Consider the following 17,065-nt stretch of genomic DNA (forward strand, 5'->3'; position numbering starts at 1 on the left):
AATAAATAGTCTAAATGAAAGCTCATTACTCTAACTGTATTGGTTGATCTATTTTACACCATAAACTCAGGAGAGCCGGAGTATAACTACCGCGAATTACCCCCTCTGCTAGAAGGCACTTGTGGCACATAAAACCAGTCTGGAGCTTTGAAAACAATTGTTTTATTGGCTGTGGCGACTAGCCCAAAATTAGAGCCAATCAGCATTTTTGTCTGGATACATCCTGCGGCTACCAGTGCATCGGTGAAACCAGCGGCGAGAGAAGATTGTTGAATATTTTCCACCGGATAGTCTGGTAATACGAAGTTAGCTGGTAGGGTTTTCCAGGTGACGGTTGGTTTGGCTTTGATAGACTGGCCTTCGAGTACCATTGTATTAACCATCAACCAGAAACGTTTGTGTAAATCTATTTATATTAACTCAAGTTGCTGGTTATTGTAAAAACAAAGAAGGTTGAAAACTGATATAAGGATTCAGAGCGATCTATATAAAGTCAAAAGCCGATCGCCAAAAGATGCAATTAAAGAGCGATCTACTAATTGCGATCGCCATTTTTCCGGTATTCCCCCCTCCCCGTAAAAAGCCCCCGCCAATTGTCCGTAAACCGCACCAGTAGTATCCGCATCGTCGCCCAAATGCACAGCCAACAAACAGCCTTCCGCAAAATAAGAACTGTTGTAAAACGCCCAAAGTGCAGCCTCCAAAGACTTGACAACATAACCCGTACCTTTAATTTCAGGAGGTTGTCGCAGTTTAAAAGAACCCGCCGCAATCTCATCAATCTCTGCCACCAGGGGATTTGCTGCCCAATATTCCGAAATCGGACAATATCTTTCCGAAAGCAACACATCTTTAGCAACTCCATTCACAGCCCCCGCAATTAAAGCACCAAAATAGCGGCAAGCATCCACACAAGTAGCAGCACCGTGAGTAGTTCTCGAACTTTGTCCAGATTTTTCTATGACTTCCAAAGGATTTGTAGCATAAAACAAAGGCACGGGAGCCAAGCGCATAATCGAACCATTGCCAGCAGTCCAAGCATCCGTAGAACCGCAATAAGGTTTGTTTGTATCTTCAAACTGCCAAAGTGCTTGTTGCACCGTATTGCCAATATCAAAACATTCACCCGTACTGCTCAAATGTCCGTCTCGCCACCACCGCAAATAAGTTTCTAACTGATGGACAGGATCGAAACCTTGTTTCTCAATCAAACTTTCAGCCAAACAAAGCGCCATCGAAGTATCATCAGTCCACTCGCCCGGTTGCAATCGAAACGGGCCGCCGCCAACTATATCGTTAATAGGCACAAACGTTCCTGGGCGACAGAACTCTAAAGTTGTTCCCAAAGCATCACCAACTGCTAAACCTAGGAGACTGCCGCGATAACGTTCTATTTGTTGCATATAGTAATGGGGAATGGGGAATGGGGAATGGGGAATGGGGAATTGGTAATTCAGGATTTATGCACGGATCGAAGAAACCGGGTTTTTTAGCGAATCGGCAAGTTGCAACGAAGTATTTTTGTAAAAAAAACCGGTTTCTAGACCTCCATGCGTAAGTCCTATAATTGTCTAAAGTGCGCGTGGAGTCCCCTGCTAATGACTAATGACTAATGACTAATGACCACTCAGGCTAATATTGATGTTAACCTGTCCCTACCCGAACTCAGACCTGTCCATGACACCCGATGCCACCGCCGGAGCTACTTCCGCCCCTGCCACTCAATCAACACCCGAAGTCAGCTTGGAGCTGCAAGTCCGACTCAAAACCGAAGATGGACAGCTACTGTTGCTACTCCCCCCAGAAACCAATAGCGAACCCGCAACAGCCTCCGCCTCGACTTGGACTGAACTTTGGCAGCAGCTAAAAGTCAGGCTGAACGCAGGAGAACGCTTTTGGCAGCCAAACGCAGAAGTACAATTGATGGGGAGCGATCGACTTTTAGATATCCGCCAACTGCAAGAAATCGCTGAGGCCCTCTCCGAAGTGGAACTGCAACTCAAACGAGTCCACACCAGTCGCCGCCAAACCGCCGTTGCCGCAGCTACGGCAGGTTATTGTGTAGAACAGCAGCCTCCGGTTTCTTCCCTGAATAAAGCCGCCTCTGAAAAACCGCAATCGCTGGCGGAACCTTTATATTTGCAGATGACAGTGCGATCGGGCGTAGAAATTCGTCATCCAGGCACCGTCGTACTTTTGGGAGACGTAAATCCCGGCGGCTCAGTCATCGCCGGAGGCGATATCCTAGTTTGGGGCCGTTTGCGGGGAGTAGTGCACGCCGGTGCCGGTGGCAATACCAAAAGCGTGATTATGACCTTGCAGATGGAACCGATGGTGATTAGGATTGCTAAGTATGTTGCCAGAGGCCCAGAAACCTCACCCGCTCAGTTTTTCCCGGAAGTCGCCTATGTGACGCCCCAAGGGATTCGGATCGGTAGAGCCTCTGATTTTGACAAATCGCAGTTAGTCGGGGGTAATGAGTAATCGATAATTGGTAATTGTTAATGGATAATTAGGAATTAGTAATGAGTAATTGGTAATACTATTTCTCTTTAAGCCGGCACTTGATACTTTTTCCCTTGGCTAAATGAGCCACTAAAGGACGATTTAAAAATCAAGTGCAAATTCATAGAGAATAAGTATTACAACAAGAGTTTTGAGTGTTGAGTTAATTCACTGAATAACAGATTGCTGCAAAATTACCCAAAAATAATTGCTAATTATCAACCAATAATAAAATCAATTACCAATTACCAATTACCAATTACCAATTACTAATTCCCAATCACCAATTCCCAATAAATCTAAAATCGCTTATGGCTCGCATTATTGTTGTTACATCAGGGAAAGGCGGTGTAGGAAAAACCACCTCCACAGCCAATCTCGGCATGGCTTTAGCTAAGCGGGGGCGCAACGTTGCCGTAATTGATGCCGATTTCGGTCTCAGAAATTTAGACTTGCTGCTGGGCTTAGAAAATCGGATTGTTTACACGGCATTAGAAGTTCTCGCTGGAGAGTGCAGATTAGAGCAAGCTTTGGTGAAAGATAAGCGGCAGCCGCGCTTGGTGTTGTTGCCGGCTGCCCAAACTCGGATGAAAGACGCCATCAGCGCCGAGCAAATGAAGCAGCTTGTGGGGATGTTGGGACCAAAATACGACTATATTTTGATCGACTCTCCTGCGGGGATTGAACAAGGTTTTCAAAATGCGATCGCGCCGGCTCAAGAAGGGATAATTGTCACCACTCCCGAAATCGCTGCAGTCCGCGATGCCGATCGAGTCATCGGTCTGCTGGAAGCCAACAACGTCAAGAAAATCAACCTAATCGTCAACCGGATCAGACCCGCAATGGTGCTGGCAAATGATATGATGTCGGTGCAAGACGTGCGGGAAATCCTCGCCATTTCGCTGTTAGGCGTCGTTCCCGACGACGAGCGCGTCATCGTTTCCACCAACCGAGGCGAACCATTAGTATTGTCGGAAACGGCCTCTTTAGCTGGAACTGCCTTCGACAATATTGCCCGCCGCTTAGAAGGCGAAAAAGTTGATTTTCTAGATCTCAATCCCCGTCCGGAAAACTTCTTTACTCGCCTCCGCAAGTTCTTAAATACTAAAATTATGTGATGTGATCATTGGCGATCGATCTTTAACAGCAGCGACCGCATCACAAAAACTACCCCAAATTTTCCCCCAGTGACACCAGTTACCAAAAAGAATGAAACTGTAGACCAGCCCCAAACTAGACGGGAATCAGTGATTCCCCAATCGAAAATCGAAAATCGAAAATGGTATGACCTTTTCTATGCCTAACCCTTGACAAACCCGCCCGACCCATGATCTATACACTGCTCGAACGACTTTTCCCGCGTACCCCCGACAACAGCCGCGACGAGGTAAAACGGCGCCTCAAACTGGTTCTAGCCCACGACCGCTCAGAACTCAGCCCAGAAATGGTTGAGTCGATGCGCCGAGAAATTCTAGAGGTGGTATCTCGCTACGTGGAAATCGATACCACTGGGTCTGAGTTCTCGCTGGAGAGCGACCAGCGAGCCACAGCACTAATTGCAAATCTCCCGATCCGGCGAGTCCGGCTCGAACATCCACCGGAGAATGTGCCCAAGAATGTGCCCCCGAATCGGCCAGAGAATCGACCCGAATATGTACCGGAGTATGTAGTCGAAATTCTCCCCGACACTACAGAGTGATAAGGGTTGAGCTTTTATTGCCAGACAAAGAGTTCGATTCGAGCCGATTGGCATTTAAATTAAACTATCTCTCTAGAATTAAAATATTGTGGTGGGCACTCTTAGGTAGCCCAAAATATGTGATCTAAAAGAGAAAAAGTTTCTGATACCTAAAAACTCATGAAGTTAATTTTTATAACTCATCGCTCTTTCCAGAAAAGCTTGCGGGGACTGTTTTAATAACTAATCGCTCTTTCCAGAGGATCTTGTAACTGAAGTTCTAAGGCTCTGCCGGAGCGAATTTCTAAACCAGGTAACTCATGTTTGACTAACATTTTTTCGCGTGTTTCAGCAGTTGCCAACGGCCAGAGTACCCAGCGGCTGCCTGGGGAAAGAGTGCTTAAAGTTGCAGAGTTTTGAGTCAGCCAAATTATCGGCAGTTTCGGCCGATTCTCAACCGCATCTTCGCCAGCATTAACCGCCGCTAAAGTTTCCAAAACTACTCGGTTGCCCGAAACGATTCCAGTCCCGGCAGTCCAAAGTTTGACGTTTAAGAGGCGCTTGCTAGCATAGAAGTAAAGAGACGCAGCAACTGTCACGGCCCGTTCAAATTCTTCTGGCTGCCACGCCGCAGCGCTGTCGAGAGCAATAATAATTTCTTGACCGCCCGCTGCAACTTCCAACTCTCTTACCCGCAGTTCTCCGTAGCGGGCGCTGGTGCGCCAGTGAATCAGGCGGGTGGGGTCTCCGTGGCGGTAAGGTCTCAGGTTGCGGGTGAGGCCTTCGGTAGCAGTTTGCGATCGACTGCGATTGTAAAATTGCGGGCTGTCTTCTTGACCGATGCGATCGATCAAAGGACAAGTGCTCAACGGCAAAACTTGTGGATACACAACCGCCACCGCTTTGACTGGGCGGCTGCGCCGGCACCAAAACAACCCTAAAGGTGCCGCCGTCCTCAAGTTTACCTCTTGCCACCGATAGACCCCGCGCTGCCGGACTTCTAAATAGTATGTATCTCTGTATATACTGTTAGGCTCTATGACTTCGATCGGGCGGACGACTGGTTCTGCCAATACAAACGGCAAGATGTCTACGACTTGCAATAGAGTCTTAGGTTGGCGGGCGCTATTTTCGATTTCTAGTTCGACGGTGATTCGATCGCCCGCACTCACCGGTTCGATCGGGCGGCGACGCACTTCCAAGGAATGGAGCGATTTTCCAGGCAAAACCGCCGCTACTCCCAACAGCGCCAAACCCCCACCGCTGAGCACGTACAGCCACCCAGACATTGTATTAGTCGCGGACCCAAAAAAGAAAACTGTCATCCCCAACAGCAGCCAACCCGCGTAGGCAGGGGTAACAGCGCGATTCTCCAGCCAGTCGGCGATTTTGTGACCGATGTTCATAGGAGTTTAAATTGTTAATTACTCGATCGCCCCATCAAGCCTAATTGTAAAATATTCTCAGCATTTAACACCGAATTAGCTGCGAGCGATAAGATTAGAAATCGGGCATTTTTTCGCAATAAATCTACATTGACTGGAGACAAAAAAATGAACCCATTAAACAATCCTACACCCCTTCGACCAGAGGCTCAAGCCCGCCGAACACCGCCGCCGCCGCCGCCCTTGGCTGCAACTCCCGCGCCGCCTCCTGCACCTGCGCCGAGTCCGCCCCCCGCAGCCCAGCAGCGGCCTGTTGAGACACCCGTCAGCACGATCGAACAAATGGTCAGAGATGCCCATAGTGCCTCGGCTTCCGACATTCACATTCGAGTAGGCCAAGTACCTCGATTTCGGATTCGTGGCGTGATGCAAGTAGCAACCACCCACCCCAAAGTAACGCCAGAAATTTTTGAACAGTACCTAGCCGAAATTCTCACCCCCGAACAGCGAAAACAGTTTGCAACTACCAAGGAATTAGATTCAGCAATTTTTTACCCTGGCTTCGTGCGGTGTCGGCTAAACTGTTTTGAGTCTCTCAGCGGCGGTGCCATAGTATTGCGATTGATCAGTTTGGAAATACCTACTATCGATTCCTTGAGGTTGCCAGAAGTTTTCAAAAGTATTATTTTGCGGTCGCAGGGATTAATATTAGTTACGGGGCCTACCGGTTCGGGGAAATCGACAACCGTAGCTGCGATGATCGACCACCTCAATCAGATGGAGCAAAAGCACGTAGTTACCATTGAAGACCCGATCGAATTCATTCACCCTTCTAAAAAATGCTTGGTTAGCCAGCGGGAAGTCGGCTTGCATACCCACGAGTTTCAACAGGCTTTGCGGGCTGTTTTGCGGGAAGACCCGGATGTGATTCTGATCGGGGAAATGCGCGATCGCGTTACCATCAATACAGCATTGCAAGCAGCTCAAACAGGTCACTTAGTATTGGGAACTCTCCACACTCGCAGTGCCATTAACGCTATTAACCGATTGTTGAACCTCTACCCCCCCGAAGAACAACAGGCGATGCGGATTCAAATTTGCGATTCTTTAGTAGCGGTAATTGCTCAACTTTTGCTGCCAACTGTTGACAACCGTCGAGTAGCAGTTCACGATATTTTGGTGAATACACCTGCCATGCACGATTACTTGATGAAAGGTGCTGATGATGAAGCTTTCCGATTAATGGAACATGATACTTACGAAGGAATGCAGATCATCAACCAGGGTCTTTACAAACTGGTGCTTGAAGGCAGAGTGACGATCGAAGAAGCAGCAAAAACTTCTCCCGAAGCTAGCGATTTAGATCGCCGCTTGCGGACAGGAGGCTACGATGTTGGGGATGCTCGTGGCTTTGAAGGTAGCAAAAAAGAACGCATCGTTCGCGCCTAGTAGCAGCACACATACAGGGGTAGCCACAGCACTACCCCACCCATTAAGTAGCAATCTTTTCAGCAGACGCCAAGATTGGGCGATTTTGTGCGTATTATTACTTAAAAATTTTAGTTTATTTAGTAGCAACAAATACATTTTATTTAAGTAATAAAATGCTATTATCAATATCAAGTATAGTGTTAAGTTTTTTAAACACCGACCCTACTTTACATTAACTTTAAAATTGCGTAAAAACTCGCAGGTGATTACAAAGAAATGGTAAAGATCTGTTCTGAGTATTGCCAACAGTCAGCAACTTAAGTTTATAGTTGTAGAGACAAATTTTGCACAGAGAAGGTTCCGACTTTGCCGATCGCTAAAGTAAGTAGGTAAAAAAAGCGCTTAATAAAACTACAAGTATGCTTAATACAAGCAATTAGTAGCAGAACCAAGCGCGTATCTTTCGGATAAAGTAGCTTTCAGTCTAAAAAATCCTAAATCCAAGCAGGCTTTTAAAAATTCTGTCCCTCAAAAATCTGTTTAACAATTTAGAATCAGCAACCGTATCCCTAGAAATTAAAGGAGGCTAAAAAGTGAAGAGTGCATTTAACCCATCAGAAGTGTTTGAAGGTGCCAGCAAAGCAGAAATCATCGATCGCATCCAGCAGCTAGTTCCGCCGGGTTCCCCGGAACCGCAACATCCTGAAATCCTCGGAGCCTTACAAACTCTCACCGCACAGCTAATCAGGGCATATCAAGCCGACGGACAATTAGAAAGCGAACCTTTTAGTGACGTGCGCGGTCGCACTATTCACCTATACGCATCCGCAATCAGCAACCAAATAAAAGGAAAAACCATCCTCATCACCGGTGGAGAAGGATGTGTCGGTCGTTTCTTAATCGCAAAACTCCTCGAATTAGGCGCAACTAAAATCATTTCCGCAGACAACGCCCGATGTCAAAACCCCGAAGAAAATCTCCCGCTTTTTACCAGAGAAGGTGCTGTAACTTTCTATGCCGTTGACATTCGCAACCTCGACGCGCTCAAACACATATTTGAGGTAGAAAAACCAGCAATTGTTTTTCACCTAGCGGCCCAGCGCCAACCCGGGCTAGCTGAAATCAAAATCCGAGAAACAGTTACAACCAGCCTGTTAGGATGTAAACACGTCATCCAACTCTGCGAAGAATACGGCGTAGAACACTGCATCTTCTCTTCTACAGGCAAAACATCTCGATATTTTACAACCGAAGTTTACGCCGCCTCGAAGAAGTTTGCCGAATGGCAATTTGCCAAAGCCGCTCAAGAAGGAAATGTCACTTACGGGATGGTTCGCTTTACTCATATGTTGGAAAATAGCTTGTTCTGCGAGCAAATGTCCAAAAAAGTAGAGCAAGGTAAAACTGTCAACGTTCACGCTCCCCACCGCTACGTAACTGCTCAAAATCTTTTTGAAGCCGTACATTTATTGCTGAATTCTCTGATTGTGTCCGTTCCCGGAAAACTGAAATTTGTTGCCGTGAGTAATCTCGGGTGGCCGACAGAAACCTTGGAAGTAGCTCTTTATAAAATTCTTGAATCTGGCAAAAATCTGCCGATTTATTTTCAAGGACTCTTGCCGGGATACGAAGAACCCTTTTTCCTTGGACAATTTGACTGGAAAAAACCTACAGACATTCACCTCCTAATTAATGTTTTGGAAGATCCTTTTAGAAAGGTTAACGATGCTGGCGACATGGTGATTGTAGAATTAGCTCCTTTTTCTTTGCGCGTGTTAGATAAACAAGTGTCGAAATTGGAAAACTTAATCATCGATCCTGCTTTCCCCGAAGTGCAAATCAAGCACGCTCTTGTCGCAGCGGAAAAAGAAGTGATTGCTTCATCTTTTGCGTGGAGTGCCCCTGAAGACTTGTTGAAGATTTTGCAGTGGGGAATCAATCCGAAGAAATTGCAAGGTTACGGAACCGAAATCGCTGACTATAGCGAGATTATCGAACTCCTCCTGCAAGGAATTTGCGGGCGGCTTAACCAAGAAGTCTTGCACAGTGCTGGAGTTACGGCAGATGAGTTTGATGACTTAGTTGAAAGTCTTTCTACGCTGGATTTGATTCAAGCAGAAGTGGGATATTTGCGATCGGTGTCGAGATATCTCAGAGAATTTGCACCCCCCGCACAGTTCACCACCAAAAAATCTGAACCTGTTGCTATCCCCGATGCAGCGTAGCTTAAACCTAGTTTTGAGTTGGGAGATTGCTTCCTGAGTGCCCACCCACAAGGGATGAATGAGTTATATCAATTCCGGTTGCAAGAGCGAAATGATTGTTGACTGTTTACTCCGTGTCAAAAAACTGAATGGTTGAGTGTTAACTGTTGACTCGATTTTATTATTCCGATGCAACCGGATTGGATGTTAAACATCGACTAAGTGTTTAGTTGATTAAAAATATAACACCCAGAAACCTGGTTTCTAAAAGAAACCAGGTTTCTCCAGTCTGGCATTATTTGAGGTTTAATTAAATTGAGTGACTTAACATTGTCATAATAGACATAATATAATAGTCGTTACGATCGCACAACCGTAATGAAATTAATTGGTAGTAATGAAGCTAGTCCTAGTAATTTTAGTAGGACGTAAGCCGTCACAACAAATGTGAAAATGATGATTTTGTGCCTGCATGATATAATGATACTTTAAAGAGCGTGGCTTCGTGAGTTAACAAAGGTACAATAACATTAAATAAACTCAGTGAACGCAACAAATTAAATTAAATTAAGGTACGAGAATTGTGGAAATTAATCAGCTACTGTTCCTATTGATAGATGTTGTGCTATTGGCGATCGCCCTGATCCTTCTAATTCCCGTTGCAGTTCTATTTCTAGAATGCAGTGCAGCTTTCTTGTCCGGCCAGGGCGAGACAGTGGAAAGTAAAGCACCCCGCCCCAAAGTAGCAGTTTTAATTCCCGCTTACAACGAAGCAGCAGGAATTGCCGCCACCATCTCCACCATATTGCCACAGCTAACACCTCAAGACCGCCTGTTAGTGATTGCTGACAACTGCACGGACGCTACTGCAGAAATCGCCCGTAACTCCGGTGCAAGTGCGATCGAGCGCCAAGACACACAACGCAAGGGCAAAGGATACGCACTGGATTTCGGCTTGCAGTCGATCGAATCCGATCCCCCCGAAGTAGTCATCATGGTTGACGCAGACTGCATCTGTCAGCCCGACTCTATAGAAAAATTAGCTCGGGTTGCAGTTGCTGAACAAAGACCTGTGCAAGCAACTTATCTCATGGAACAGCCACCAAATCCTACTCCTAAAGATTCCATTTCTGCTTTAGCATTTCTTGTAAAAAACTTAGTTCGTCCCAGCGGATTAAAAAAGTTAGGATTCCCATCATTACTAACGGGTACTGGCATGGCTTTTCCCTGGTCGATAATTCGCTCGGTTTCCCTAGCTAGCGGCAATATTGTTGAAGATATGCAGATGAGTTTGGATTTGGCGATCGCCGGACATCCAACAGTATTCTGCCCCGAAGCCAACGTCACCGGGTGTTTGCCACAACAGCAGCAAGCAGCTAAAAGTCAAAGAACCAGGTGGGAACACGGTCACATACAGACATTGTTAACTCAAACTCCCCGGCTGACAGCAGCTTCAGTCCAGCAAAAACGTTTTGACTTATTGGCGATCGCCCTAGACTTATCCGTCCCTCCCCTGTCGCTGTTAGTCGCTATCTGGCTAGCTGCTTTTGCCGCCTCCTTACTAGCAGCAATTTTGGGAACATCCTCACTTCCCGCCGTTTTGTTAGCAGTACAAGGATTGCTGATTTTAGTTTCAATTGTCAGCGCTTGGGCAAAATTCGGGCGTGCCAATATTTCTGGCTCAACTCTTTTATCTGTACCTTTTTACATCCTTTGGAAAATCCCTTTGTATCTAGGTTTTCTCCTGAAACGCCAAACCAAATGGGTGCGAACAGAACGCGATGTTTAATATTTAGATTGAGAAGTTTTAACCGCAGATATCAGCCGAGAAATACAGATGAATGCCGACAGAATTGTATCTACGTTCATCGGGGTCCATCTGCGGTTAAAAAAATCTTATAAAAAAATCTTCACTGCTTCACGGGAATTTCAATCACAAACTCAGCCCCCTCACCGGGCGCGGAAAAGCACATTAACTTCCCGCCGTGTTTCTCTACTACAATCTGATAACTGATACTCAACCCTAAACCGGTACCTTGCCCCACAGATTTTGTAGTAAAGAAAGGATCAAATATTCGCGATCGTACTTCCTCCGTCATCCCCCGACCATTATCAGCAATATAAATTCTTACCAAGTTTTTGTCGCATACCTCAGTCCGAATCTTAATCTTTCGCTCAAAGATTGGAGATAAAGGATTTTCTAGTTTTGCCGTTGTCTCCGGTCGCCCAACTGCTAACTCCACTGCATCAATTGCATTGCTCAAAATATTCATAAACACCTGATTTAACCCAGAAGCATAACAATTTACCTTCGGCAGTTTACCGTACTCTTTAACTACCTCAACGCCATGTCCGAGTGCATCCTTTTTCAACCTATGCTGCAAAATTAGCAGAGTCGAATCAATCCCGGAGTGAATATCTACTGGTTTCATCTCGGCTTCATCCAGGCGTGAGAAATTCCGGAGCGACAGCACAATATTGCGAACGCGATCGACCCCAACCTGCATTGATTTTAGAATTTTGGGCAAATCTTCTTGAATAAAAGTGAGGTCAATATCTTCTGTTTTAGCAACAATCTCAGGATTAGCATTCGGGTAAGACTCCTGGTAAAGCTTAATCAATCCCAGCAAATCCGAGCTATAATCATTAGCATGGAGAACATTCCCATAAATGAAATTAATCGGATTATTGATTTCGTGAGCAACCCCCGCTACCAACTGCCCCAAAGAAGACATTTTTTCCGTTTGAATTAGTTGAGTCTGCGTCGAGCGTAATTCGGACAAAGTAACTTCTAATTGTGTCGCTTTTTCTCTCAATTGCCCCTCAGACAGTCGCAAAGCATCCTCTGCTGACTTGCGATCCGTAATGTCCTGTATAGTTCCAAATAACTTAATCACCTTACCGCCATCAAAAATAGCTTGCGCCTTAACATAAATATATCTGACAGCTCCATCAGGGCGCAAAATTTTCATCTCATACTCGCAAGGATTTCCTAACCGACTAATCTGCTCTACTGCCTCTAGCCACAACTGTAGGTCATCTGGATGAATTTGCTTCTTGTGTTCTAAAATCGTGGGTTCTGGTAGTTTAGGGTCAAGGCCAAAAATTCGGAATACTTCCTCAGACCAAGTTAATTTATCCCCCTCCAAATCAAATTCCCAGTTGCCGAGGTGTGCCAGTTTTTGAGCTTCTTGCAGCTTAGCTTCTTTAGTCTTTAATTCTTGCGTGCGCTCTTCTACTCTCAACTCCAGCGTCCGCGAATAATCCTCCAACTGTTCCTTAGCCTCCGACAAATTAGCAACAAGTACCGCATTTTCTAAAGAGATAGCAGCTTGGGAAGAAAGAATTTTCAAAACCTCCAACCTAGTTGGAGAAAACGCTTCAGTAGCTAAATTATTTTCCAGATAAAAGACACCGACGAGTTTGCTTTGATTCAGAATAGGAGTACAAAGCGCAGACTTCACTTGCTGCCTTTTAATATAGGGGTCGTCTGTAAATATACCTTCTCTAGCTGCCTGGCTTAAAACTACATCTAAGTGCGTTTTCTCGACATAATTAATCACCGTTATTGGCAAAACCTCTGCAGGAGATACTCTAGGGCATTGCTCAATTGCAACATCCGAAGACTCCACTGATGCCGCTGCTTTAATCCGCAATTTCCCTTCCTCGGGCATCAGGAGAAAACCTTTTTGGGCTCCAGCATTCTCGATCGCCATTTTCATTAACTTTTCTAACAACTTGTCCAATACAATTTCGCTAGCTAGCGCTTGAGATGCTTTAACAACAGTTGTCCAATCCAATAAACTGCTGTGACTGCTGCTCGTGCTATAATTAGTGCTAGTAATAGTTCGATCTGCGCTGGCTTTTCCCATCGATGTAGGGGGTAAAGAGATCGGATACTGTGACTCCAAATGTTTTACCTTGGCGGTTGCTCCCCAGTGAATATAGCCGTAGTAAGCATCTATCAGATAAGTCTGAGCCACTTTATTTCGACCGTTAGCTAGATAAAATTCTGCAGCTAGTTCATTGGCTAGAGCTTCTTCGTGGATGTATTCATTTTTCGATGCTCCTTTCACTGCTCGATCGTAATACAGAGCAGCTTGTTCATATTGTCCCAATACTCGCGCTTTTTCTGCTTCTACTAAATCATATTTATGCTGATAATTTCCCGGAGAGCTCACAGCCCAATGCTTCATTTTTTTTTGAAGCGAAGTCACTTGTTTTAAATGTTTTTTCTGTTCATTTTTGGCAAGGGTGGGATACAACGCTAACAGCGCTAGGGAATAGTAAAAATTGTGGATGGGAATATACATCATGCTCATTACAGCCTCACAGTAAATTGATGCTGTTCTGGCATTTTCTACGGCTTCTACATAATTTTTAAAGAGATAACTTAGCCATGATTTAGATAGATATACTACAAATAGTACTAGATTATTTTTACTCTCCCTTAAGGTTGGCAGAATCATATCTTCATTAAATATTTCGCCAATTAACAGGCAAGGATTAGCTGTTTTACCTTGCAAATTCAAGACAACTTGCGCCCCTACTCTGCTATGGTTCATCATAAATTCATTCTGATAATTCACCAACATTTGAATATATTGACTCTGCTTAGTCTCCACAGAGTCCAAAGGTTCGCCACTCAAAAATATATAATTGCTGTAAAAACTCGCACAGTAACAAGCATTGTTTATATCTCCGGTTTCTAGTCCGCTCTCAATACCCTCAATTAAACCTGTAAAACTTGCTCTGCCACTCTCAGACCAGTGACGGATCATAGCATTAAAAGGTAGTGAAATTTGAGAGTGGCGCAAGTTGGTGTGCAATCGTTCTAAAAGTGCCTGAGCCATTTGACCGTATCGGTATCCAGAATCCATATCACCTAATACTCCACAGTGGATCACACCATAGTTTGCATACCCAAAACTAGACAGTGGCGCATTCCCGTATTTAAGAGAAAGAGTAACCATTTTAAATATGATCAGCGGGAATATTTCGGGTGCTGCTACAAAAGCGGCCGGACTCATATTAGTTAAAATCCGTAGAGCCACAATTTTATTAGGGTCAGTCATTGGTGGCAGCTCCAATAAATCCTCAATCTGATGATTTCTTAAAGCTAGTTTTGTCCGTATCAACTCTAGGAAAATATTTAATTTAGTTGGTTTTTTCGGGATATAGACTCCCAGCATTTTTAAAGCTTCTATAGCTACATCTATCGAAGTTTGGGATTGATTCTGATTGAAGTAGAAAAAAACCTTTAGCTCGTAAACTTTAATTTTATCAAGCAAATTTTGGGCGCGTGCTATAATAACCTCTGAGAGCTGAAATGCACCCTCAAACTCGGTATTTATATAGGAGGATTCCAGCGCTTCGGCATAGAGTTCCATGATTAAGTCATAGTGACTCTGCCAAGCTCGATCGGGTAGAAGTTCTCGACCCACATTAAAATATTTGAACGCTGCTTCATAGGCGGCAGAACTCTTAGCTTTTTTGCCAGCTATAAGATTAAAGTTAGCTAGTTCATCTCGCTTTTCTTGATTTGTGATGAATTCCACCCCGATATTCAGTTGGTTGACAATATCAAAGATATTTTCTGCTATCTCCGATGCTGGAGTTGAATTTAGTAGCAGGGTGCCGACTTTTAAGTGGGTTTGTTTTTTATCGCAGTCAGGGATTAGAGAATAGGCGGCTTGTTGTACGCGATCGTGCAAAAACTTATAATCAATTGAGCGGTGCATAATTGCCGGATGATTTTGATTGTTTTGTGGGATGGGAGTCCCGCCTTTCCGGTGTGTTTTTACAATTTCCTCATCAAGCATCGGAATTTTATAAGCATCGCTGATGGGGAGAATTAAACCAGCTTGCAGCGCATCCCATAAATCCGCCGCAGTTTCGGAACCTGATTTGCCCCTAACAATTGCCAAATTTTCTAAATTAAAATGGTTGCCTATACAAGCAGCTAATTTTAATACTTGCTGCGTCTCCTCCGGGAGTTGTTGCAGATTCCTAGCAACTAATTCAACGACACTGTAATCTGCAATGCCAGCGGCTTTAATTTCCGTGATGTCCCACTGCCATGCACCAACAGTGAAATCAAAAGCTAACAGTTGTTCTGAGTAAATAGTTGAGAGCAGTTGAGTTATAAAAAAGGGATTTCCGCCAGTTTTATTAAAAATTAACTCTGTCAAACACTTTAAATTTTTGGTCTGATTGCCCAAAGTATCCCCTACTAGCTCACTGACGCTGTTCAAATCCAAACATGGGAGGATAATGTGATGCACAGCAACTCCATTCTCTTGAATTTTTTCTACAGTTTGAACTAAAGGATGAGTGGAATTTACTTCGTTATCTCGATAGGCTCCTATTAGTAAAAAATATCTGCTATCTTGATAAGCTACTAATTCCTGAATCAATTTTAAAGAAGCTAAGTCAGCCCACTGTAAATCATCCAAAAATAGAACTAATGGGTGTTCTGCTTGGGCAAACACATTCATGAATTCTTTCAACAATCGATTAAAGCGATTTTGAGATTCTGTCGCTCCCAATTGTGGAACAGCAGGCTGCGAACCAATGATTAGTTCGACAGAAGGGACAACGTCAATAATAATTGCACCGTTATTACCCAGCTTTGACAAAAGCTTTTCTTTCCAAATTACCAAGTCTTCAGAGCTTTTTGTGAATAACTGCTGCATCAATGACTCAAACGCTTGAGTTATTGCAGCATAAGGAATATCCCGCTTAAACTGGTCAAATTTACCAGCAATAAAATAACCCCGCTGCCGTACAATTGGTTTTTTGATTTCACTGACAACTGAGGTTTTACCAATGCCTGAGTAACCGCTTACCAATACCATCTCAGTTTTTCCCCAACTGACTCGCTCGAAAGATGCCATCAAATTAGCTACTTCTTGTGTGCGACCGTAAAGTTTTTGGGAAATCAAAAATTGACCGGATTTGTCAAGTTGGCCCGGAATAAAATTTTCTATTTTGCCCGTAGTTTGTAGCTGAGTTAGACATTTTTCCAGGTCTGCTTTTACTCCCAAGGCACTTTGATATCGGTCTTCGGCATTTTTAGCTAATAGTTTCATAACAATAGATGAAACCATCAAGGAGACTTCACTGGTTAGCTGATGGGGAGGAACAGGTGTCACCGCAATGTGGCTGTGAATTAATTCTAAGGGGTCGGTTGAATTAAAGGGTAACTCTCCTGTAAGCATTTCATAAAACGTGATGCCTAGAGAGTAAAAGTCAGTTCGGTAGTCGAGGTCGCGGTTCATTCGACCAGTTTGCTCTGGGGATATATAGGCTAGAGTGCCTTCTAGCGCTGTGGTATTGCTATTTTGGTGAATCTCTCTAGATAGGCGTGTTGCCATGCTAAAATCAGTGATTTTTACTTGTTTCAAATCTGGTGTGATGATAATATTTGAGGGTTTTATATCTTTATGAATGATCTGGTTTTGATGCACTTCTCCGAGAGTCTGAGCTAGTTGAATAGCCAGTGGCAAAAACTTCTGAATTTTAATATTTTTACCAGCTTGATGGTGCTTGAGAGATTGACCGCCACAATCTTCTAAGATCAGAGCGAAACTGTTGTTATATTTTTCTAAGCTATGGGGTTGGACAATCCCTTCGAGTCGGAGATTCGAGCTAATTTTATATTCATGTCTCAAACGAGTAATTTCTTCTATTGTGGGATACTCCGTATTGAGTGTTTTAATAATGACTGACGCTCGATCGCATTCTCGGACTCCGCGATAAATGATCGAGTTCACACCAAGTTGAACAACTTCTGTGATTCTGTAACCAGGAATTGCTTTCATGGGTCTTATTCTATCTATGACTAAATTTTGGGTAAACAT

General features: G+C 44.3%; 10 protein-coding genes. 6 read left to right on the forward strand and 4 right to left on the reverse strand.

Annotated elements, in window-relative coordinates; all coding sequences use genetic code 11:
* Positions 1–86: 86 nt before the first annotated feature.
* Positions 87–371, reverse strand: a complete 285-nt coding sequence (locus QUA45_RS14015) for a hypothetical protein (protein ID WP_333095941.1) — start codon at positions 369–371, stop codon at positions 87–89.
* Between the two features lie 102 nt (positions 372–473).
* The gene (locus tag QUA45_RS14020) at positions 474–1,403 is read right to left on the reverse strand and encodes an ADP-ribosylglycohydrolase family protein (protein WP_333221155.1); all 930 of its coding nucleotides are present in this window, start codon (positions 1,401–1,403) and stop codon (positions 474–476) included.
* Between the two features lie 274 nt (positions 1,404–1,677).
* Here QUA45_RS14020 and minC point away from each other — a divergent pair, with 274 nt between their 5' ends.
* From minC to minE, 3 genes are all read left to right on the forward strand, one after another.
* The gene (minC, locus tag QUA45_RS14025; protein WP_333221157.1) at positions 1,678–2,484 is read left to right on the forward strand and encodes a septum site-determining protein MinC; all 807 of its coding nucleotides are present in this window, start codon (positions 1,678–1,680) and stop codon (positions 2,482–2,484) included.
* Between the two features lie 332 nt (positions 2,485–2,816).
* The gene (gene minD / locus QUA45_RS14030; RefSeq protein ID WP_333221159.1) at positions 2,817–3,623 is read left to right on the forward strand and encodes a septum site-determining protein MinD; all 807 of its coding nucleotides are present in this window, start codon (positions 2,817–2,819) and stop codon (positions 3,621–3,623) included.
* A gap of 209 nt (positions 3,624–3,832) precedes the next feature.
* A complete protein-coding gene (minE, locus tag QUA45_RS14035) occupies positions 3,833–4,204 on the forward strand; it encodes a cell division topological specificity factor MinE (RefSeq protein WP_333095943.1) in 372 nt (123 codons plus the stop codon).
* A 215-nt stretch (positions 4,205–4,419) separates the two neighbouring features.
* Here minE and QUA45_RS14040 read toward each other — a convergent pair whose 3' ends face one another.
* Positions 4,420–5,589 carry a DUF58 domain-containing protein gene (locus QUA45_RS14040; protein WP_333221161.1) on the reverse strand — a complete coding sequence of 390 codons (1,170 nt, stop codon included), beginning with the start codon at positions 5,587–5,589 and terminating at the stop codon, positions 4,420–4,422.
* A gap of 147 nt (positions 5,590–5,736) precedes the next feature.
* On the opposite strand from QUA45_RS14040, the gene QUA45_RS14045 reads away from it, so the two are divergent.
* From QUA45_RS14045 to QUA45_RS14055, 3 genes are all read left to right on the forward strand, one after another.
* Positions 5,737–7,017: a PilT/PilU family type 4a pilus ATPase gene (locus tag QUA45_RS14045; protein ID WP_333095945.1), complete on the forward strand. Its 1,281-nt coding sequence runs from the start codon at positions 5,737–5,739 to the stop codon at positions 7,015–7,017.
* A 575-nt stretch (positions 7,018–7,592) separates the two neighbouring features.
* Entirely contained in the window at positions 7,593–9,224 is a 1,632-nt protein-coding gene (locus QUA45_RS14050; protein ID WP_333095946.1) for a polysaccharide biosynthesis protein, read from the forward strand.
* A gap of 562 nt (positions 9,225–9,786) precedes the next feature.
* Positions 9,787–10,992, forward strand: a complete 1,206-nt coding sequence (locus tag QUA45_RS14055) for a glycosyltransferase (RefSeq protein WP_333095947.1) — start codon at positions 9,787–9,789, stop codon at positions 10,990–10,992.
* Positions 10,993–11,113: 121 nt separating this feature from the next.
* Here the strand turns inward: QUA45_RS14055 and QUA45_RS14060 are convergent, their stop codons facing one another.
* Positions 11,114–17,026 (reverse strand): AAA family ATPase, encoded by a 5,913-nt coding sequence (locus tag QUA45_RS14060; protein WP_333221163.1) that lies wholly within the window; start codon positions 17,024–17,026, stop codon positions 11,114–11,116.
* Between the last annotated feature and the right edge of the window lie 39 nt (positions 17,027–17,065).

The organism is Microcoleus sp. Pol12A5 (assembly GCF_036701435.1).
In the GTDB taxonomy this organism is placed as follows: domain Bacteria; phylum Cyanobacteriota; class Cyanobacteriia; order Cyanobacteriales; family Microcoleaceae; genus Microcoleus.

Excerpts from the sequence above, each read along its gene's own strand:
- minC (WP_333221157.1), top strand. The coding sequence starts at position 1,678 with ATGACACCCGATGCCACCGCCGGAGCTACTTCCGCCCCTGCCACTCAA.
- QUA45_RS14015 (WP_333095941.1), bottom strand. The coding sequence starts at position 371 with ATGGTACTCGAAGGCCAGTCTATCAAAGCCAAACCAACCGTCACCTGG.
- minD (WP_333221159.1), top strand. The coding sequence starts at position 2,817 with ATGGCTCGCATTATTGTTGTTACATCAGGGAAAGGCGGTGTAGGAAAA.
- QUA45_RS14060 (WP_333221163.1), bottom strand. The coding sequence starts at position 17,026 with ATGAAAGCAATTCCTGGTTACAGAATCACAGAAGTTGTTCAACTTGGT.
- QUA45_RS14040 (WP_333221161.1), bottom strand. The coding sequence starts at position 5,589 with ATGAACATCGGTCACAAAATCGCCGACTGGCTGGAGAATCGCGCTGTT.
- QUA45_RS14020 (WP_333221155.1), bottom strand. The coding sequence starts at position 1,403 with ATGCAACAAATAGAACGTTATCGCGGCAGTCTCCTAGGTTTAGCAGTT.
- QUA45_RS14045 (WP_333095945.1), top strand. The coding sequence starts at position 5,737 with ATGAACCCATTAAACAATCCTACACCCCTTCGACCAGAGGCTCAAGCC.
- minE (WP_333095943.1), top strand. The coding sequence starts at position 3,833 with ATGATCTATACACTGCTCGAACGACTTTTCCCGCGTACCCCCGACAAC.